The sequence below is a fragment of the Actinophytocola sp. genome (assembly GCF_036402745.1).
In the GTDB taxonomy this organism is placed as follows: Bacteria; Actinomycetota; Actinomycetes; order Mycobacteriales; family Pseudonocardiaceae; genus Actinophytocola.
The window spans coordinates 1-20,699 of sequence record NZ_DASWSJ010000297.1 but is presented as its reverse complement, the minus strand read 5'-3'; the positions used below and the strand labels follow the sequence as shown (position 1 = coordinate 20,699).

Sequence of the window (20,699 nt, the reverse complement as noted above, 5' to 3'; positions counted from 1 at the left end):
GATTGGACCGCCCTCCACCCAGGTGTCCGCGTCACGATCGATCTGGTCGGTGGGTGACGCGTAGCGCGTTGAGGGACGGCGGCAGCGATCCGGCGAGCGGGATCATGCGCACATCGAGTCGGCCGCCGGTGACCCGGACGAAGAACCGTTGGTCGCTCGCGGTGTTCTGGCCGACCGCCGCCGCCACGTCGTACCCGGCGAGCAGCCGGGTCGAGTTGGCGACCAGGTCGAACCAGCGCCGGCCCGGTGTCGCGCCCTGGATCTCCGCCAGCCGGACATCCACCTCGTACACGCCGTTCGGGAGGTTGTCGAAGCGGTACCACACCTGTCCGCCGCGCGCGTTCTGGTAGAGCTGGTCGTCCTCGGTGCCGGCGATCGGTACGGCCGTGGCGACGGGAGCGCCCTGGTAGAGGTAGCCCCAACCGCCGGCGGTGTACGCCTTGTCCGCCTGCCAGGCGTCGTTCTGCTTGTCACGGCGACCGGTGGTGGCCCCCGCGTCGACGCCGACCTGTGTCGCCGGGACGATCGCCCGGACCGGCACCGGCGTGCGCCCGGCGGCGGTGTCGGAGAACAGTGTCAACCCGCCGTTGTGCACACCGGTGGTGAGGTTCGCGGCGTTGACGTCGGCGGTCAGCGTGGCCGACTGTCCTGGGTCGAGAGTGCCGCCCGACACCGGCAGGCCGAGCCACCCGACGTCGCCGAGCCCGCCCGGCCCGGTGGTCCGGTGGACGCGGTAACCGCGGTTGTCCAGCAGCAGGAACTCGCCGCTGCCGAGCACGTCGAGGCCCGAGAGGATCTCGGTGGCGTAGTCGTCGATCTGCCAGCGCAGGACCGTCCGCACCTGACAGGTGGCGAGGTCGACCTGGTAGAGGGAGTCGTGCAGCAAGACCCACAGCGAGCCGTCGGCCGGATCGATGTCCATGTCGTCGCCACCACCCGCCGGTAGCGCGCAGTGCCCGAGCAGCCGGCCAGGGGACGAATGGCTCGGCCCGGCCACCCGGTAGACGCGGCCGGTGGCTCCGTTCGCGAGCCAGAACGTGTCGGTCGCGGCGTCGTGCGCCAAGCCGGTCACCGTGCCGGTCAGGTCGGCCGGCACGGGCAACCGGGTGCGCAGCGCCCCGGTCGACGGATCGAAGCAGACGATCTCCCATGTTGCCTGGGCCTTCGCCTCCCGGACGTTGCGGCAGAGGGTGCCGTCCCGAGTGTCGTGGACCAGCCCGACGACGTTGGCGGCACTGAGCGGCAACCGCCACCGCCGGCCCGTCTCCAGACCGTCCATTGTGTACTCGACGGACTCGCCGCCGGCGTTCCCCACCCAGATGCGGTCGCCGACCTGTTCGATCTCGTACGCGTACCGCACGTTGGTCAGTCGCCAGGTCTGCAGCGGGCGCAGGGGCGCGCCGCCGACCTGGTCGCGGGCCCGCCAGTGGACCGGCCGGTCGCCGGTGTTGGTGAGCCGAACCCCCGCCGTGCGCCGTTCCCCGGCCGGGACGACCTGATCCACGGCGGCGGTCGACAGTGCGAGGCGGCCGCCGGTCAGGGTCAGGTCGGCGCGGACCGTCCGGCCGGGAGCCGGCACGTCGACCTCGGTGGTCGCCGGTTCCTGGTTGGTCGCGGTCGCCCGCACCGTGTAGGCGCCGGGGCGCGGGGTGAGGGTGTAGCCGCCGTCCTTGGCGGTGTAGGTCGACTCGGTCACCCGGTCGCCCACCCGTGCCTCGACCCGCGCGCCGGCGATCGGGCTGCCGTCCGCGCGGTCGGTCACCGTGCCGCGGACCGCGCCGGCAGGCGGGCCGGAGATCCGGATGGCGGCCGTGTTGGTCAGCAGTGCTTCCCTTTTGGACAGCAGGAAACCGTCGTCGCCGGCCTCGTTCTCGATGCCGACCACGGCATCGGCGCCGCCGGTCCACGCCGCGGGCGAAGGGCGCTCGTACTGGTAGGTGAGCGTGCCGTCCTCACCGAAGACGGCGGCGGCGTCCATGCCGGAGGTGTCCCCGTCGCGCAGGCCCGACCACCGCACGACGAACCGGCGGTCCGGCGCCTGCCCCGACACCGCGGTCCGCACCGAACCGCCGCCGTAGCTCGTTAGCCAGAACGGGGCCACCACGGCGTCGGGCCCGGCGGTGGACGGCAACGAACCCTGCTGCGAGAAGTTGGCGGGGTCGTTGACGAACGACAGCACACCGCCGCCGCCGACGAAGGCGTGCTGGTACCGCGTCCCGTACATGCCGACCGGGAACGGCAGGTCGAGCAGGCCGAACTTGCCCGTGGTCACCGGCACCGCGGTGGTGGCGGTGATGTCGACCGGGGCGACCGCGTCGCAGGTGTGTCCGTACCCGTCCGTGCGGCGGGTCAGGTCGACCGGCAGATCCCGCGGCCCGTCGACCACCAGGTTGACCGTGCGCGCCTCGGCGCAGCCCGAGTACCGCACGACGGTCGCGTGTTCGCCGCCCGACACGCGGCGGACCAGGAACCGGCCGTCCGCGCCGGTGACGGCGGCGGCGTACGGCTCGCCGCCGACCGCCACCGTGGCCCGCGCGACCGGCGCCCCGGCCACCGTGACGGTGCCGGTCACGTCGTGGAAGCCGGGCCCGACCGAAAGCACGGTGTCCACCGACGTGCCGACGTCGGCGGTGACGGTGATGTTCCGCTCGACCTTGGCGTAGCCGTAGGACGACACCTGTACCCGGTAGTCGCCGGGGGCGGCGAAGATCCGCAGCCGGCCCATGGCGTCGGTGGTGAGCTCCCGGGTGCCGGCGGCGCCGGTGACGGAGATCCGCGCCCCGGCGATCGGCGCCTGTGTGTCCGCGCCGGTGACGGTGGCGGCGATGGTGCCGACCGGGCCGTGCGGGCTGCGGGACACCGCCGCGTACGCGTCCAGCTTGCCCTGTCCCCAGGTGTTGTTGTCGGCGGCCGTGCCGCCGCAGCGGGGCTCTTCGACGTCCACCGCGGAACCGTCAAGCGACGCGGTGATCCCGGCGAGGTCGCCGACCAGCCGCGGTGCGGCGGACAGCAGGAGTGCCACCGTGCCGGCCACGTGCGGCGCGGCCATCGAGGTGCCGGACATGAACTCGTAGGCGCCGCCGGGCGTCGACGAGCGCACGCCCCGACCCGGCGCGGCGATGTCCGGCTTGGTGAGCCCGCTGACCGACGGGCCGCGCGAGGAGAACGGCGCGATCACACCGCTGATCTCGAACGCGCCGACCGCGTAGACGTCGGCCTGGTCGCCGGGCGAGTTGGCGGTTCCGCAGGCGGGGCCGGAGTTGCCAGCCGAGAACACGGGGAAGATCCCGGCGGCGCGCCATGCCGTGACGGCGTCGGCGAACCAGCTATCGCCCTGGCCGCCGCTCCACGAGTTGTTCACCACGTTCGGCCGCTTCCCCGGGTCGGGGTTTCGGCCGCTCGCGTCAGTCGGCGCGAGCAGCCACTGTGCGGCGGCGAGCAGGTCGGTCTCGTGGCACTCGCCACCATTGGTGGCCACGCAGGCCTTGGCCGCGATCCAGCGGGCACCCGGCGCGACGCCGATCCGGTTGCCGGGGCCGCCGTCGCCAACCATCGTGCCCATCGTGTGGGTGCCGTGCCCCAGGTCGTCGCACGGCGCGCTCCCACAGCGACCGGTCGGGTCGAACCAGTTGTAGCTGTGGTCGAAAGTGCCGTCGCCCCGGTTGCCGCGGTAGCTGCCGGCCAGCGCGGGGTGGGTGTGGTCCACCCCGGTGTCGATGTTCGCTACGACGACGCCCGCGCCGTCGTAGCCCCACTCCTGGCGGACGCGGTCCGCGCCGATCCGCGCGACGCCCCATTCCGGCGCGTCGGCGGCCGGCGCGGGCGCGACCTCCCGCACCGGCGGGAGCGACACCGTCCGCACCGCGTTGATCCGGCGGACCTCGGCACGCCGGCTGACGGTGTCGAGCGTTGCCTGGTCGCCGTCCCTGACGAGGATCGCGTTGGTGACCCAGTAGGGCGTGAACGAGACGTGGGCGCGCGACAGTTCGGCGCGCAGCCCGGCCTGGGCCCGGTCGGCGACCGTGCGCAGCGCCGACACCACCGCATCGCCCCGCGCGACCCAGCCGTCCACCGCGGCCGCGGCCGCGAGGTCGGCCTTGCCGTCCATGACGATCCAGAAGTCGGCGCGGCCGCTCTTGTCGATCTCGCTCGTCACGGCCGGCGCCACCGGGACGGCCGCCGTGTCCTGGGCGGCCGCGGGCGTCGACCGGCCCGCGCTCAGCGTCAGCAGACCGGCCACCAGTGACAGGACCGCGGCGAAGGCGAAGCCCGCCCGCCGGGTTCTCGGGGAGTGCATCCGGGAAATCCTCCGGGTAGTCAGCCGGGTGGTCATCGTGGTCGCTCCTCGGGTCAGACCGCGGTCAGCGGGACGTCGACGCGGTGGGTGATCCGGACGGCGGACAGCAGTGGCGGGGCGTAGCCGTCGAGACCGCGCAGTTCGAGGTCGAGCACCCCGTCGCGCACCCGCACGAGCACGGTCTGGTCGGCGGCGTGGTCGGTGGCGCCGGCCGTGCCCGCCACGTCGACCGCGGCGAGTACCACCTCGCCCTCGGCCGCGACGTCGAAGAGGCGGCCGAACGGCCCGACGCCGCCGATCTCGGCGAACCTCAGGTCCAGCTCGTAGACGCCGTCGGGTAGCTGGTCGAAGCGGTAGCCGGTCGCCCCGACCCTCGCCGACCGGTACAGCGGGTCGGCGTCGGTGCCGGCGATCTCGGCCCGGGTGGTCAGCACCTCGCCCGGCACGACATGCCCGTACTCACCGGCCGTGTAGGCCCGGTCGGCCGTCCACGTGTCGCCGGCCGGGTCGCGGTAGTCGGCGCCGCCCGCGACGTCGACGCCGATCCGCTTGTCGGTGACGGTGAACGCGACCGGGACCGCGACGGACGGGCTCGCGCCGGCGTTGGACCGCACCACCAGCTGGGCGAGATGGCGCCCCGCGCTCAGGCCGGCGGCGTCGAGGGCGACCGGCACGGTGGTCGACTTGCCCGGCGCGAGCGTGCCGGAGACCGAGCCGGGGCGCAGCCACGACACGTCCTGGAAGCGATCCCGCCGTGGGCCGGCGTCGACCAGGTACACGGTGTTGGTCGCCGAGTCGGTCAGCCACAGGTGGCCGTTCTTGTCGACGTCGAGGCCGGCGGGCTGGTCCCCGGGCGGGTCCACCGTGCCGAGCACGTCGCAGCTGGTGGCGTCGAGCTGGTAGAGCAACGTGCCGTTGGTCCGGTCGTCGCCGAGCGCCCACAGCACGTCGGACTCCGGGTCGTAGGCGAGGCCGAGCAGCGCGGCGCCGCCCGGGGTCGCGCACTCACCGAGCACGGCGCCGGGCTGGCGCTGGGTCGGACCGGCGATCCGGTACATGGTCCAGCGGGAGTTCGCACTGAAGTCGTTCACGCCGACGGTGAAGACGTCCTTGGCGGCGTCGTAGGCGAGGCCCCGCACGTTGGGGGTCATCCACGGGCCGGTCCCGGTCACGGTCGCGGTGTGCCGGCCGCTGACCGGGTCGAAGCAGAAGATGCCCGCGGTCGACTTGGTGGCCACCGCCGGCTGGCAGAGCTGGCCCCGCCGGCTGTCCCACGCCAGGTCCTTGCCAACGACGTTCGACTGCCGTCGTCCGGTGGCCGCGCCGGTGGGGGTGTACTCCAGGTTGTTGGCCCGCGCGCCGGTGTTGTAGCCGGCCACCCACACCCGGTCGCCGAGGTCGGCGACGTCGGTCGCCGGCAGGCCGAGCCCGTCGGCGTGCCAGGACGACAACACCTGCGCGGGCGCCGGTGCGCCGGTGGCCCGCGCTCCGCCGAGCACCTGGCCGGCGGCCTCCCGGATGGTCCACTTCAGGTCCTTGCGGCCGGTGTTGGTCAGCCGAACCGGCACGCTGCGCGACTCGTTCGCCAGCACGGTGCGGTCGACGGTCGGTTCGGTCACCGTGAGCGCGGCGGTGGCCAGCTCGAACGGCGCCTCCCTGGTCGCGCCGTCGGCGACGGTGACGCGCTTGTTCGCGGCCGTGTAGTCGCTCGCGGCCACGCGGACCGTGTACCGGCCGGGTGGCAGCCACAGCCAGTAGCGGCCGTCCCAGCGGGTGACCGTGGTCGCCAGGACCGTGCCCGCGCCGTCGACCGCTTCGACCTTGGCGCCGGACACCGGATGCTTGTCGTTGCCGTCGGTCACCACGCCGGTCGTGGTGCCGCCGGCCGGCTGGTTGATCCTGATCGCCTCGGTGTCCCGCAGTGTGGGGGTCAGATGGGAGTACTGGAGGCCGTCGGTGCCTTCGGCCGACTCGACGCCGACGGTCGCGACCGCACCGGACACCGCCGGCCGGACAAGCCCTCGGTACTGGACGGTCACGGTGCCGTCCTCGCTGATCAACGCCTGCACGTCGACGCGTTGGTCCACCCCGGCCTCCACCACCGAGGCGTTGCGCCACTCGACGACGAACTGCCGGTTGGGCGCGGTGCCCCGCGTCTCGGTGTACATCGCGGCCTGGCCGTCGATCACCAGGTCGGCGAAGTACGGGTAGATGGCCGCGTTGGGCAGGCGGCCGGTCGGGATCTCGGAATGCCAACTGACGTACTCGCCGAGCAGGCCGTGTCCCTCCACGCCGGTGTGCTGGAACCCGAGCACACCGTCCACCCCGAGCCACGCGTCGGTGTAGACGTTGCCGTAGAAGGGAACCGGGAACGGCAGCTCGACCTTGGTCCGGTCCCAGTCACCGGTCACGTTGAGCGGCACGCCGATGATCGGGCGGTAGTCGGCGGCCACCACGTCGCAGGTGTGGCCGAAGTCGTCGGTGCGGCGGTCGACGGTCAGCCGCACCTCGTCCTCGGCGTCCCGCACGGAGACCTCGACGGGCGTCGGCTTCAGGCAGCCCTCCGCCGGGGTGACGACGAACCGGTGCGTGCCGCGCGGCACGGACTCGAACGTGAACCGGCCGTCGCCGCCGGTGGTCGTCGCCGGCACCGGCGAGTTGGCGATCGACACCAGAGCGCCCGCCACCGGCGTGCCGTCCCGGGTCTGCGCGCGCCCGGTGACCTGCTGGTAGTTCTCCTGGACGCGCAGGGCCAGGTCCAGGGCGGCGCCGGTTGAGCCGACGGTGGTTCGCTTGCTGACCGTGCGGTAGGCGTACGACGTGGCCGTCACGGTGTAGCCGCCGGCCGGGACGCGGGTCTGGTACTTGCCGCTCGCGTCCGTGCTGACCGTGCGGTCGAACGTGGCGCCATCGACCGCGACCGCGGCGCCCGCCACCGGCAGACCGGTGCCCCGGTCGGTGACGGTGCCGGACAGGACGCCGCTGGGACCGCGCGGGGCCCGGCGAACCGTCTCGTAGGCGTTGAGCGCGCCCTCGCCCCACACGTTGTTGTCGCCCGCCGTGCCGGCACAGCTCAGGTCCGCCCGGTCGGTCGCGCCGCCGTCCAGCACCTTCGTGATCTTGTCAAGGTCGCCGGCGAGTGCTGGCGCGGCCGAGACGGCGAGGGCCACGGTCGCGGTGACGTGCGGCGCGGCCATCGAGGTGCCGCTGAGCACCCCGTACGCGCCGCCGGGCAGTGCGGAGCGGACGGCCGAACCGGGCGCGGTGACGTCCGGCTTGGTCGACCCGTAGTTCGACCTGCCGCGGCTGGAGAACCAGCTCGGCGCCCCGGCGGCGTCCGAGGAGCCGACCGAGTAGGCCTCCGGGAGGTCCGCGGGGCTCCCCGTGCTGCCGCAGCGTGGCCCCTCGTTGCCGTTGGAGAACACCGGGAAGATCCCGGCGGCCCGCCAGGCCCGCACGATGTCGCGGTAGAAGCCGGTGGCGCTGAACATGCTGCCCCAGGAGTTGTTCACCACGTTCGGGCGCAGGTCGGGCCTCGGGTCGGCGCCGGCGAGGTTGGTCGGCGCGAGCATCCACTGGCCCGCGGCGATCAGCGCGAAGTCATAGCAGTAGGCCCCCGCGCAGCCCTTCGCCGCGATCCAGCGCGCGCCGGGAGCCACCCCGATCTGGTTGCCCGGGCCGCCGTCGCCCACCATCGTGCCCATCGTGTGGGTGCCGTGGCCGTCGTCGTCGCACGGCTTCGTCGACGGGACACCGCACCTCCTGGTCGGGTCGAACCAGTTGTAGTTGTGGTCGTAGCCGCCCCCGCCGTTGTTGCCCCGGTAGGCGCCGGCGAGCGCGGGGTGGGTGTAGTCGACCCCGGTGTCGATGCTGCCGATCACGGCCCCTTCGCCGCGGGTGCCCAGCTCCTGCCACACCTGCGGGGCCTTGATCGCCTGTACGTTCCACGCCACGTCCGTGGCGGCCGGCGCCGGGCCGTCCGCCGCGGGTTCCGCGATCTCGTGCCGGCCCGCGGGGACGACCTCGGCGACCTCGGGCGCCCCGCGGACGATGTCCAGCGCGGCCTTGTCGCCGCCGTTGACGGCGATCGCGTTCGTGGCCCAGAACGGGGTGAACGTGACGCCGGCGTCGGACAGCTTGGCCCGCAGCTCGCGCTGACTGGTGTCCGCGGTGCCGCGCAGCAGGTCGACCACGCGCTGGCCGCGCTCGGTCCAGTCGCCGATCGACGCCGCCGAGGACAGGTCGGGCCGCTCGCGGAACCGGACGATGAAATCAGCCGCCCCGTTCGTGCGGATGTCCTGGTCGACGGCGGCCTCGACCACTGGCGTCGTCGGTGGCGGCGGCGCCGCGGTCGCGGTCACGGGTGCGCTCAGCAGACCCGTCGCGAGAAGCAGGGCGGCCAGCGCGACTACGCGGGTCCGGCGGAAGACCTGGTTCATGCTGACACTGTGCGGCGGCCGGGCGCCGGTTACCTATGGGGGATGCCCCCATCTTTCCCTACCGGCTCGAGCCGGTAGGCCAGCTCGAAACGGGAGCGCAGCCCAAGCTTGCGCATGGCGGCGATCAGGTGCTTCTCCACGGTCTTGGCCGACACGAAGAGCTCCTTCGCGATCTCCTTGTTCGTCCGGCCGGTGGCGGCCAGCTCGGCGACCTCGCGCTCGCGCGGCGACAGTTCCGTGCCGTAGCCGCGCCGCCCGCCGCGGTGGCGGGCCGGCAGCGCGATGCCGTGCCGCCGCGCCAGGCCGGTGGCGCGGGTGTGGTCCCAGGTCGCGCCAAGCCGTTCGTAGGTCGCCACGGCGTCGCGGAGCACGGCCGGCGCCCGCTCGTCGCCGGGAGACACCCGCGCCAGCAGAACGGCGGCCGCCCGCTCGTTCGCCCTCGCCGCCTCGTACGGCGCCAGCGCCGCCTCGTACTCCCCAGCGGCGGCAAGGAGATCCTCGGCATCCGAGGCGAGCACCCCGCGGGCGTAGCGCAGGCCGGCCGAGGCGAGCGGGGCGTCCAACGCACGCGTCTCCCGTTCGACTCGGGTCAGCAGCTCGGTCAGCTCCGCGCGCTCCCCCGCCGCCGTCAGCGCCTCGGCGGCCGAGGGCAGCAGCCGGCCGACCGGCGCCCACAGGCCCTTGGCGGCCAGCGGCGCCAGGCAGCGGCGCACGAACGCCACCGCCTCGGCCGTCTCGTCCCGGAACAGCGCCGCCCGCACCGCGGCGTCTCCCGCGAACGGCAGGACCTGGAAGCTGCCGAGTCGCTCGGCCAGCCCGATCAGGTCGGCGAGCCGGGTCCGCGCGTCGTCCACCGCGCCCCGCGAGAGCGCGAGGCCGGCCGCCACGATGTCCACGTCGAACCGGGTACGCGCGTGATGGGCCTGCAGCGCGAGCAGCGTGTCGACCTCCTCGCTCAGGCCCTCCCATTCGCCTCGGCAGAACGAGTGCAGCGCGACGCCCGACCGCATCATGATCTCCAGCCGGCGGTTCTCCCTGGTGGCCGCTGCCCGCAGCCCCGAGGTCAGCAGCCGCTCGGCCATGCCGAGCTGACCCGCGTAGCACGCCTCCACACCGAGCGAGTAGTGCGCGTTGGCCTCCCTGCGCTGCTGCGGCGCCCCGCCGGTGACGGCCAGCACCCGATCCGCGAGCCCGCGCCACGCCGGGTCGCCGAACTGGGCCAGGAACGCGCCGGCCTTGCCGAGCACGAACACCTCCGCCAGCGGATCGTCGATCCCGGCGACCAACTCGACCGCCTCGGTCAGCACCCGCCGGTCCTCGGCCAGCGGGATCCCCTGCACGGTGGGCAACGAGAGCCCGACCATCGCCCAGGCCCGCAGCGCGGGGCGGTCCCCGAGATCGGCGACCGCCCCGGCGAACAGCCGGCGCTGCCGGCCGGGATCGTCCGCGTTGTGGTTGAGCGCGTTGGCCAGCAGGAGCCGCAATTCGCCGCGCACGGTGACCGGCGGATCCTGGTCGAGGGCCGCCGAGAGCAGGTCGGCGACCTGGTCGGCGTGCAGGGTCTGGGTCGCCGCGCGGCCGAGCTTGACCGCGACCCTGGCCCGGTGCGCCGGGTCGAGCGTGGCGTTCCTGAGCACGTCGCTGAGCAGCCGGGCCGCCTCGGCGTCGTGCGCGAGCGCCACCGCGTGGTCCGCGGCCGCCTCGGCCGTGGTCGCCCACTCGTCGAGCACGCCGGCGCACCGCAGGTGATGGGCGACCTGCCCGAGCGGAACCGGTGACTGCGTCCGCAACGCCGCGGCCGCCCGCCCGTGCAGCGTGCGCCGGCGCGGCCAGAAGATGTCCTCGTACACCGCCTGTGCCGCGAGCACGTGCCGGAACCCGACCGTCTCGCCCTGTTCGACCAGCAGCCCGGAGCCGATCGCCTCGTCCATCGCGTCGATCGCGGCGCTCTCCGCCGCACCCGTCACGCCGGTCATCGCGAGCAGCATCGGGACGGCGACGCGGGTCTGCATCACCGCCGCGACCTCGGCGATCCGCTGCGCGCCCGGTGCGAGCCGGGCCATCCGCGCCAGCGTCGAGTCGCGAATGCCGCGCGGCACCTCGAGCTCCCCCAACGGCTTACGGGTCCACTCGCCGTCCCGCGACACGACGAGGCCGCGCGTCTGCATCAACGCGATGACCTCCTCGACCGCGAACGGGAGCCCCATGGTGCGGTCCCACAGGTACTTGGCGAACTCGCCCGACACCCGTGGCGCGCCGAGGATCGCGGCCACCAGGTCGCCGGTCTCCCGCTCGTCGAGTGGCGCCAGTGCCACGTGGGCGCGCGCCGTCGCGGCCGGCAACCGCGCGGTCAGCGCCCGCACCGCGGCGCTGACCTCCTCGCTCCGGTAGGTGAGCACGACCGCCAGCTCCGGCATCGGCGTGGTCAGCAGGTAGGCCACGAAGTCGACGGTCTGCTCGTCCGCCCAGTGCAGGTCCTCGAGCACCAGGACGGCTGGTGCGAGCGCGGTCAGTACCTCGGTCAGGCCGCGGAACACGCGGTGCCGCTCGGCCACCGGGTCGTCCAGCGGCCCGGGGGCGGCCGGCAGGAAGGACGCGAGCTCTGGCAACAACGGCCGCACCGCCCCCGCGACCTCGCTCAGCGCCAGCCCGCGCAGGCGGTCGCCGGCATCGCGGACCGCCTCGACGACCGGCCCCAGCGGGAAGGACTCCCGGATCTGGTGGCAGCTGCCGACCAGCAGGCTACGCCCGGCAAGCTCGGCCCTGGCGAGCAGCTCGGCCACGAGCCGCGTCTTCCCGACCCCGGCCTCACCCGCCACCGCGACCACCGCAGGGGCGGTGGCGACCGTCGCCAGCAACCTCGCCAGCTCGCCGTCCCGAGCCACCAGCGCGGGCGACACCTGCCGCACGGCGGCGCGGTCGGTCGCACCGTCCCCAGGCCGGAGATCGGCGCTGTCACCCTCGGTATCCGTGCGCACCCGTACCTCATCAGCTCGGAGCCGGCTCGCCACGACAACTCGGCACGACAATAGGCGGCGGGATGGCCAAAAAGGAGGGGCTGCCGCATAGCTACGCCGGCCGGCGCCGTCGCATAGTGGTCCGCGTGGACGAGATCGACCCCGAGCCGGCGACGGAGCCGACCGAGCAACCCGCCGAAGAGCGCCAGGAAGAACGGCCGCCCGCGCCGACGAAGCCGCGGCCTGATCGCTGGGTGCCGCTGTGAGCCGCGAGTGGTGGGGCCGGTCGGCGCGGCTGGCCCCACCACCTGGGCCCGACGGGGTGATCACCTGGGATGTCAGTGTGGATTCCACCGTTGCTCGGGCGCACCAGCACGCCGCCGGTGCGCGGAAAAGGGGGCTGATCAGCGCGAACCGCCGGGTGGGGTCGACGTCGAGCCGGACGATCATGGGATCGGCCGGTCGCGGGGTGGGTTGACCACGAAGCTGCATCTGGCCACCGAGCAGGGCCAGAAGCCGTTGTCGTTGGTGGTCACGGCGGGGCAGCGGGGTGAAAGCTACCGCTGGACCCCGAGGTCAGCAAGGCGCCGCGAGCGCGGCCCGTGCCAGGTCGCGGGCAACGGCTCGCGGCGACGACCGCGAGCCGTTGCCCGGTGGGGAGGTTCACGCCGACTCGAGCGCCACCGTCAGCCGGGAGATCCCGTCGTCGCCGTGACCCGCGTCGATCGCGCCCTGCGTCAGCGCGTGCGCCGCCTCCATCACGCCGGCGTCGATGCCGCGTGCCCGCGCCGTGTGGATGATGTGGGCCATGCCCGCCGCGGCCGACCGGAGGTTCGAGTAGTCGCCGCCGTGCCGGCCCTCCTCGAGACGCGCGCCGTGCTCGTCGATCACGATCGGCATCAGCGTGGCGATCCCGCGTGCCAGCGGGGCCAGCTCCGATGGCGTGATGTGCTCGCTGCGTGCCAGCGCGAACGCGTGCGCGACGCCGACGACCGACGTCCAGAAGATGTCCAGCAGCGCCACGTCGTACGCCGCCGCCCGGCCCGGATCGGTGCCGAGATACGTCTGTGTGCCACCGAGTGCGCTCAACGCGTCGGTCTCCACCTTGCCGCTCAACAGAAGCACGGCGTCGGCGGTGCCGATCGTGTTGGTGGGCGTCATGATCGCGCCGTCCACGTAGTCGATGCCGTGCCCGGCCGCCCACTCCGCCGTCGCCCGCGCCGCGTCCGGGGAGCCGCTCGTCACGTTCACCACGAGCCTGCCGCGCAACGTGGCCGCGATCGGGTCGAGCACCGCGCGCACGGCGTCGTAGTCGAGCAGGCACACCACGACGATCTTGCTCGCCGCCACGGCGGAGGTCAGGTCGGCGCGGACGGCGCCGTCGGGTGTCGGGCGGGTCGTCGAGCGGTTCCACACGGTCGTCTGGTGACCGGCCGCCACGAAGGCGTCGGCGATGGCGTGGCCCATCGGGCCGAGCCCGAGGACCGTCACTGGTTCAGTCATGACGGCGACCGTAAAGCCTCACGCCGGTGTTAAGGTCAAGTCATGCGCATCGGCGAGCTTGCCGCACTGACCGGCGTCAGCGAACGGTCACTGCGGTACTACGAGGAGCAGGGCCTGCTCAGCCCAACGCGCAAGCCGAGTGGCTACCGCGACTACGCGGTGTCCGATGTGGACGTCGTGCGGCACGTGCGGATGCTCCTGTCCGCCGGCCTCAACACCACGTTCATCAAGGAAGTCCTGCCGTGCATGGTGGACACCGGGGACGGGCTCGCGCCCGGCTGCCCGGAGCTGTTGCCGCACCTGCACAAGGAACGTGACCGGATGACGGTGGCCATCGACGGGCTGGCCACCGCACGCACCCTGCTCGACGACGTCATCGCCGCGACCCCGCCGTCCAACACCGAGTACGACGAGTGGGTCGCCGCCCGCGCGAGCTGAGTTCCGGTCACTGGCCGCCGTTGACCGCGACGCCCGCGTTCTGTTGCGATGGTCGACGCGACTACCGAGGTGGCTCTGACGAGGCGGCGGCACGTCGACTTCGTCCGCGGTTGTTCCCAGGCATGTTCCAGGTAACCGAGTAGCACCGATCGTTGATCTTCTGCCGCGCGCCCACCGGGTCGCGTTCCTTGCCGTGCCCCGAGTCGGAGGCGACACGCGCAGCGCACCGCCGGCTGGGTGCCGCGTCACGGTTCCAGCAGCGTCGCGGCGAGCATCTCGGTGAGCCAGTGGCGGTAGCCGTCCGCGTCCCAGCCGCGAGCCAGTGTGAGCTGCGCGAACAACTGCGGGGAGGTCAGCACCCAGCACGCGTCGGCGGCGTGCTCGGCGGCCGTGCCGGCCCGCAGGTGCCCCTCCTTGGCGAGATGGTCGACGAAGGCACGCACGCCGATGAGGCGTTCCTCCTCGGTGGTGGCGCGGATCCGGGCGATGTCCGGATCGGCCTCTGTCAGCACGGCGATCAGCCCGCTCAACCGCTCCATCAGGCCGGTGACGAAGCGGGCGTAGAGCACGACCTTGTCCTGCGGGCCGGACGCTTCGAACGCCGCCCGGACCTCGGCTCGCCGGCCGATCGGGACGGGTTCGGAGTCGCCGGCCAGCGTGACGTCGTACACGGCCTTCATCAGCTGCTGCTTGCCGCCGAACGACTTGTAGATCGTCTCGATCGACACGCCCGCTCGCTCGGCCACCGCGCGGATCGTCGTCGCACGGTAGCCGTCCCGCAGAACCAAGTCGTGACAGGCACGCAGTACGGCATCGCGGTTGCGCTCGGCGGCGGCGCGGCGGCCGGACGTGTCGTAGGTCCTACGAGAGCTGGTTGGCGCCACACGGGAATCCTAGGCTATATTCGTTACAGGTAACTGTAATTAAATTGGAGGCACCGTGGACACGCCCGGCGTGCACCGGCTCGGTGGCGAGCTCGCGAACTTCTACGTGATCGAGGACAGCGACGGCATCACCCTGGTCGACGCCGGCCTGCCCAACGACTACGAGCGGCTGGAAACCCTGCTGGGGCGGCGCGTGCGGGACATCAGGGCCGTCGTGCTCACCCACGGGCACCCCGACCACCTCGGGTTGGCCGAACGGCTGCGTGAGCAGACCGGCGCGGCCGTATGGATCCACGAGGCGGACGCACCGATGCTGGCCTCCCCCCGCAAGGCCAACAAGATCGCCAAGCCAGAGCGCTCGATGCTCCCCTACCTCGTGCGCCACCCGGCCATGCTCGGGGTCCCGCTGAAACTCGCCCGCAGCGGCGCGTTCACCACCCCGGCCGTGCGGACCGTGAACACGTTCCACCCCGGCACGACGCTCGATGTCCCCGGCCGCCCGCAGGTCATCCCGGCTCCCGGTCACAGCCCGGGCAGTGTCGCGTTCCTGTTCGCCGACCACGGCATGATCTGCACGGGCGACGCGCTGGTGACCTATGACGCCATCACCGGTGAGCGGGGCCCGCGCATCGTGTGCGGCGCCTTCACCCACGACAGCGCCACAGCGCTGCGCTCACTAGCCACGCTGGCCGAGATCGACGTCCCGGTCGTACTGCCCGGCCACGGCGAACCGTTCACCGGCGGGGTGAACGCCGCGGCCCACCAAGCAAGCCAGGCCGGCGCCAGCTGACGGCGACGAGCCCGCGAACGACCGGCGCGACCTGCTGTGAGGGCCTACGAGACATGGTCCAAGCGGGCGTCGAGCCGGCCGGGGAGCGGCGACTGCCCGCCGCGGCCGGCCGGAAGCTGGGCGGCCACGTCGTCCTTGTAGGCGTTGACCCCGTTCATGTCGACGCCGGAGAAAGCGGCGGTGACGCCGAACCGCGCCGCCTCGCGGGTGGTGTCGGCGACCTCGGCGGCGCGCAGGAGAGCCTTGGTCGGAATGTAGCCGGAGTGCAGGCACGTGCCGCCCACCTCGGCCTTCTCGACCAGGGCCACCGTCAGGCCGAGCTGCGCGGCCCGGAGCGCGCAGGCGTAGCCGAACCGGCGCCGGGGACGAGGATGTCGTGCTCACCGGTCCCCCATCAGAGCCTCGCGATGGCCGAGGCCGGGTTCTCGATCGCGTCGGCGACGCTGCGCATGAACCCCGCGGCGGTGCCGCCGTCGCAGACCCGGTGGTCGAAGACGAAGCTCAGCTGCGTGATCTTGCGGACGCAGAGCTCGCCGTCGACGACCCAGGGCCGGTCGATGATCCGGCCGAGGCCGAGAATCGCGACCTGCGGGTGGTTGATGATGGCGGCGCTGCCGTCGACCCGGAAACTGCCGTAGTTGTTGAGTGTGAAAGTCGCCGCGGAGCGTTCCTCGGCCGTGGCGCGACCCTCCCGCGCGGTCGCGGTGACCCGCCGGATCTCCGTGTCGAGCTGTGCCGTCGTCATCGACTCGGCACCGAGGACCGCCGGGACGACCAGACCTCGCTCGCCCTGTACGGCGAGCCCGAGGTTGACTCGGTCGAACTCCACGATCTCGTCGCGTTCGGTGTCCAGGCGCGCGTTCAGCACGGGGAACCGCTGTAGACCCGCCACCACGAACCGTGCGATGTAGGCCAGCAGCCCCGGCCCTGGGTCGGCGGGGGTGCGGGTGCTCTCACGCAGCTCCCACAGCGCGGTCGCGTCGACGTCGACCCACACGGTCGCCTCGGGGATCTCCGAGCGGCTGCGAGTCAGCGCGGCCGAAACCGCCCTGCGGAATCCGTTGAGGGGGATCCGTCGCTCGCTGGGGACGGCCGCGGCGGGAACGGGCGCGGGCCTGGCGGCGGAGCCGTTCAGCGCGCGCTCGACGTCGGCCCGCACGATGACTCCGCCAGGGCCGGTCGGCTCGATGGCCGCGAGATCGACACCGCCCTTGCGGGCCATGGTGCGCACCAGCGGCGAGACCACCAGCGGAGCACGCCGAGGTGTCGCCTCGGGGCGCACCCACGACGGTCGAGCGCCGCCTCGGGGGCGCCGTCGCCTGACCGTGGCCGATTCGCCAGAGGTTCCGTAGCCGATGAGGACGTTGCCGGAGCCCGCCCGCTCCTCCTCGCGGTAGGTCTCGCCTTCGGGCGCGCGCCCGCCCGCGGCCACCGGCTCGAGGCCGGGTCCGAGCGCGGCGACCGTGATGAGGGGCCTGCCGACCCCCAGGGTCACGCCTTCCGCGGCGTGCAGGGTCGCGACGCGTCCGGCGTACGGTGTCGGCACCTCGACGAGCGACTTCGCGGTCTCGACCTCGACCACCGCTTGATCCACGGTGACCTCGTCGCCCTCGGCGACGAGCCAGCGGACGATCTCGGCCTCGGTGAGGCCCTCGCCCAGATCGGGAAGCGGGAACGTGTGGTCGGTCATCAGTCGTCCCACTGGAGTTCGTCGACGGCGTCGAGCACCCGGTCCACTCCGGGGAGCTGGAAGTGCTCGAGCTTGGGCGGCGGAAAGGGGATGTCGAACCCGACGACCCGCCGGATCGGCGCTGCGAGCGAGTGGAAGCACCGCTCGGTGACCCGGGCGACGATCTCCGAGGAGACACTGGCGAACCCGACGGCCTCGGAGACCACGACCGCCCGGCCGGTGGAGCGCACCGCCGCGCAGACCGTCTCGTCGTCGAACGGCACGATCGAGCGCACGTCGACGACCTGCAGACGCCGACCTTCCTGGCCGGCCACCTCGGCGGCCTCCAGCGCGACGGGCACCGAGGGACCGTACGCGATGAGCGTGGCGTCCGTGCCGTCGCGCCGGACCACGGCCGTGCCGATGCCGGGCGCCGGCGCGCCGAGCTCGACCTCCTCCGTGCTCCAGTACAGCTTCTTCGGCTCGAGGAAGACGACCGGGTCGGGCGAGGCGATCGCCTCCCGCAGCAACACGTACGCGTCGGCCGGCGTGGCCGGGGCGACGACGTGCAGGCCGGGCGTGTGCGCGTAGTAGGACTCCGAGGAGTCGCAGTGGTGCTCCACACCGCCGATCCCGCCGGCGTAGGGCACCCGGATCACCATGGGGAGGCCCACCTTGCCGCGGGTGCGGTTACGCATCTTCGCGACGTGGCTCACGATCTGCTCGAACGCCGGGTAGGCGAACGCGTCGAACTGCATCTCGACCACCGGGCGCATGCCGTTCATCGCCATGCCGATCGCCATGCCGACGATGCCGGACTCGGCGAGCGGAGTGTCGAAGCAGCGGTCCTCACCGAAGTCGGCGGTGAGGCCGTCGGTGATCCGGAAGACGCCCCCGAGCGGGCCGACGTCCTCGCCGAACATGACGACCGTCGGGTCCTCGGTCATCGCGTCGCGCAGGGCGCGGTTGAGGGCCTTGGCCATCGTCATCTTCACGTGCTCGGTCCGGGACGCCGTGGTCGTGGGAGTCATTGGTGCGCTCCTTCGCGGCTCAGCTCGTCGGCGACCAGGGCTGCCTGCTCCACGAGCTGGGCGGTCGGCTTGGTGTAGACGTGCGCGAACAACTGGGCCGGGTCGGGTTCGACGTCGCGGCTGAGGCCCTCCCGGACGTGGGCGGCGACCCGCTCCGCCTCCGCCGCGAACTCGGCGACCCGCGCGTCCGAGAGGAGGCCCTGGCCGCGCAGGTAGGTGTCCAACCGCGTGATCGGGTCACGCTCGCCCCAGGCGGCCACCTCCTCGTCGTTCCGGTAACGGGTGGCGTCATCGGCGTTGGTGTGCGCCTGCATGCGGTAGGTGTGGGCCTCGATCAGCTGCGGCCCCTCGCCTGCCCGGGCGCGGTCGACGGCGCCGCCGAGGACGGCCAGGAGAGCGGCCACGTCGTTGCCGTCGACCCGCTCCCCGGGCACGCCGTAGCCGATGCCCTTGTGCGCCAAGGAAGGCGCGACCGACTGGCGCGCCAGCGGGACGCTGATGGCGTACTCGTTGTTCTGGACGAAGAACACCACGGGCGCCGCGAAGACCGCGGCGAAGTTGAGCGCCTCGTGGAAGTCGCCCTCGCTGGTGGCCCCGTCACCGGCCATGGCCATCACCACGGCCGGCTCGCCACGCAGCCGGGCGGCGTGTGCGACGCCGACGGCGTGCGGCAGCTGGGTCGCGAGCGGGGTGGCCTGCGGTGCGACCTTGTGTTCGTAGGGGTCGTACCCGGAGTGCCAGTCACCCTTGAGCAGCGTCAGCACCTCCACCGGGTCCACGCCCCGGCACACAGCGGCCACGGTGTCGCGATAGGTGGGGAACAGCCAGTCCTCGTCGGCCAGCACCTGGGCGGCCGCGACCTGACACGCCTCCTGCCCGTGGGACGACGGATAGACCGCCAGCCGGCCCTGCCGGACCAGCGCGTACGCCTGGTCGTTGAGCCGCCGCGCGATGGTCAGCTCACCCAGGGCCCGGACCAGCGCCTCGCCCGCGGGTGGGGAGTACGTCGGGGAGTCGACGGACCGGCCCTGCGGGTCGATGAGCGTGACGGGCTCCGGACCGGGAAGCAGGTGGTGCGGGTCACGTGTCATGTGAGAATCGTGCTCTGGCTGCCAATCGGATTCCACAACCGACAAGAATGCGAGAAGACGTAGCCTCGAAGTGCCTTCTTGGTGACCGAACATCCAACTGTCCCCGTCGTGGAGTGAGGAGTTCGAGACAGGTGGCCAGCCCTCTCGACGAGACCGACCAGCGCATCCTCGCCGAGCTCGCTCAGGACGGTCGGATGTCCATGCGGACGCTCGCGGAGACCTTGCACATCTCGCGGGCCAACGCCTACGCGCGCGTAGAACGGTTGCGCGCATCGGGCGTGATCAAGGGGTTCCGTGCGGACGTCGACCCGGTGGCGGCGGGACTGGGCACCTCGGCCTATGTGACGCTGAACCTGCGTCAGGCGGAATGGCGCGTGGTGGGCGAGCAACTGCGCGCGCTGCCGGGAGTCGTCCACATCGCGTTGGTCGGCGGCGAGTTCGACGTCATCCTGCTCGTCCGCGTCAAGGACAACGCGGACCTGGGACGCCTGGTGCTCGACGTGATCCAGGAGATGCCGGGTGTCGTGAGCACGCGAACCTTGCTGGTGTTCGAGGAGCCCGATCCGCTGCCCTCACCCGCCACGGCCCAGCCGCGCTGACGGTCGGATCCCGCCGGCTTTACGTGGGTCGAGATCCCGTTTCCGCGCCACCATCCACGCATGCAGGTGGGCATCACCCAGCTCTAGCAGGCGCGAACCTGACCGGCGCACGGGTGAATCGGGCGGCGCTGGACCAGGCGATTGACCTGACTAACGCGATCCTCCCAAAGTAGCCTGGGCCTGCGGCCTCAGCCCGGTCGGCACTTCGATCGTTCGTCGATCTGGATCGGCCTGGACCGTCGACGAGCAGCGCCTGACGAAGGTAGTGCTGGACGCCGCCGACACACCGACCGGAACCACCCTCAGCGAGGAGCTGATCGCCCCGATGTCGGCGTGGGCCCGTGGAGCAGGGCGGGATGATCGGGTCAGGCGCGTCGCCGCGGTGTAGCCGGACCTCGCCATGTGTGCTCGGTGTCGGCGAGGCGCAGTCTTGCGATCTTGATGAGCGGTTGGCCCTAGAGCAGGATCAGCAGCGCGACCGCACGGTCCTGCAGCGGAATGGTCAGGTCGTCGTGAACACGGCGGATCAATGCGAGCCGTTGCGCCTGGCTGATCGCCGCCGCCGCGGTCCGCACGACCGGCGGCCGTCTACTGGCACTGTCGCGAATTCCAGTGTCGCCAGTTCTATGTGACGTAGAGTTAGATGCCGATCGCGATATGCGAGATGCTGTGTGACTGATAGGTACAAGTACCCCGTACTGCCACGCGGGTCCCTGTCGGCCTATGGGAACGATCATGTGCCTGAAGGATGTGTCGAGTCAGGTCAACCCGGTCAGGAATCAAGAAGCATCAAGCACGAAGCCGGAGCTAGCCTCAACGCCGTGACTTCCATCGAATCCATCAAGGAGGCCTGATCACATGTTCACCAAGAAGGGTGACGCGGCTGTCCTCGCCAAGCTCGGTGATGCCCCTGCCCAGTATCGGGAGATTGGCGAGCGCCTGCACCGCATCATCCGGGAGAGCGCGCCGTCGCTCGAGCCGATCGTGCGGTGGGGGCTTCC

Annotated in this window: 11 protein-coding genes and 1 pseudogene; 3 read left to right on the top strand and 9 right to left on the bottom strand. The window is 72.5% G+C overall.

The genetic code is table 11. The annotated features are described in order from the left end of the window. Positions 1-31: 31 nt before the first annotated feature. From VGD70_RS27920 to VGD70_RS27900, 4 genes are all read right to left on the bottom strand, one after another. Entirely contained in the window at positions 32-4,297 is a 4,266-nt protein-coding gene (locus tag VGD70_RS27920) for a S8 family serine peptidase (protein ID WP_331086471.1), read from the bottom strand. A 53-nt stretch (positions 4,298-4,350) separates the two neighbouring features. Next, entirely contained in the window at positions 4,351-8,736 is a 4,386-nt protein-coding gene (locus VGD70_RS27915) for a S8 family serine peptidase (RefSeq protein ID WP_331086469.1), read from the bottom strand. 29 nt (positions 8,737-8,765) lie between these two features. Continuing rightward, a complete protein-coding gene (locus VGD70_RS27910) occupies positions 8,766-11,714 on the bottom strand; it encodes an ATP-binding protein (protein ID WP_331086467.1) in 2,949 nt (982 codons plus the stop codon). Positions 11,715-12,356: 642 nt separating this feature from the next. Next, positions 12,357-13,196: an NAD(P)-dependent oxidoreductase gene (locus VGD70_RS27900; RefSeq protein ID WP_331086465.1), complete on the bottom strand. Its 840-nt coding sequence runs from the start codon at positions 13,194-13,196 to the stop codon at positions 12,357-12,359. 42 nt (positions 13,197-13,238) lie between these two features. Between VGD70_RS27900 and VGD70_RS27895 the strand changes: the two genes are divergently transcribed. Then, positions 13,239-13,634 (top strand): MerR family transcriptional regulator, encoded by a 396-nt coding sequence (locus tag VGD70_RS27895; protein ID WP_331086463.1) that lies wholly within the window; start codon positions 13,239-13,241, stop codon positions 13,632-13,634. 245 nt (positions 13,635-13,879) lie between these two features. Here the strand turns inward: VGD70_RS27895 and VGD70_RS27890 are convergent, their stop codons facing one another. Continuing rightward, on the bottom strand, positions 13,880-14,518 hold the full coding sequence (locus tag VGD70_RS27890; protein WP_331086461.1) for a TetR/AcrR family transcriptional regulator: 639 nt from the start codon (positions 14,516-14,518) through the stop codon (positions 13,880-13,882). Positions 14,519-14,573: 55 nt separating this feature from the next. On the opposite strand from VGD70_RS27890, the gene VGD70_RS27885 reads away from it, so the two are divergent. After that, complete coding sequence (locus tag VGD70_RS27885) at positions 14,574-15,308, top strand: MBL fold metallo-hydrolase (protein ID WP_331086459.1); 735 nt, start codon at positions 14,574-14,576, stop codon at positions 15,306-15,308. A 95-nt stretch (positions 15,309-15,403) separates the two neighbouring features. On the opposite strand, the pseudogene VGD70_RS27880 reads toward VGD70_RS27885, so the two are convergent. The 4 genes and pseudogenes from VGD70_RS27880 to pdhA all read right to left on the bottom strand — a co-directional run. Then, a pseudogene (locus VGD70_RS27880) lies at positions 15,404-15,658 on the bottom strand (FAD-dependent oxidoreductase); the annotation flags it as partial. 44 nt (positions 15,659-15,702) lie between these two features. Next, a complete protein-coding gene (locus tag VGD70_RS27875; RefSeq protein WP_331086457.1) occupies positions 15,703-16,998 on the bottom strand; it encodes a dihydrolipoamide acetyltransferase family protein in 1,296 nt (431 codons plus the stop codon). Further along, entirely contained in the window at positions 16,998-18,008 is a 1,011-nt protein-coding gene (locus VGD70_RS27870) for an alpha-ketoacid dehydrogenase subunit beta (protein WP_331086455.1), read from the bottom strand. Before VGD70_RS27870 ends, VGD70_RS27875 begins: the two co-directional genes overlap by 1 nt. Next, a complete protein-coding gene (gene pdhA, locus VGD70_RS27865) occupies positions 18,005-19,099 on the bottom strand; it encodes a pyruvate dehydrogenase (acetyl-transferring) E1 component subunit alpha (RefSeq protein ID WP_331086453.1) in 1,095 nt (364 codons plus the stop codon). Before pdhA ends, VGD70_RS27870 begins: the two co-directional genes overlap by 4 nt. 131 nt (positions 19,100-19,230) lie before the next feature. Here pdhA and VGD70_RS27860 point away from each other — a divergent pair, with 131 nt between their 5' ends. Beyond that, positions 19,231-19,698 carry an Lrp/AsnC family transcriptional regulator gene (locus VGD70_RS27860; protein WP_331086451.1) on the top strand — a complete coding sequence of 156 codons (468 nt, stop codon included), beginning with the start codon at positions 19,231-19,233 and terminating at the stop codon, positions 19,696-19,698. Positions 19,699-20,699 lie beyond the last annotated feature (1,001 nt).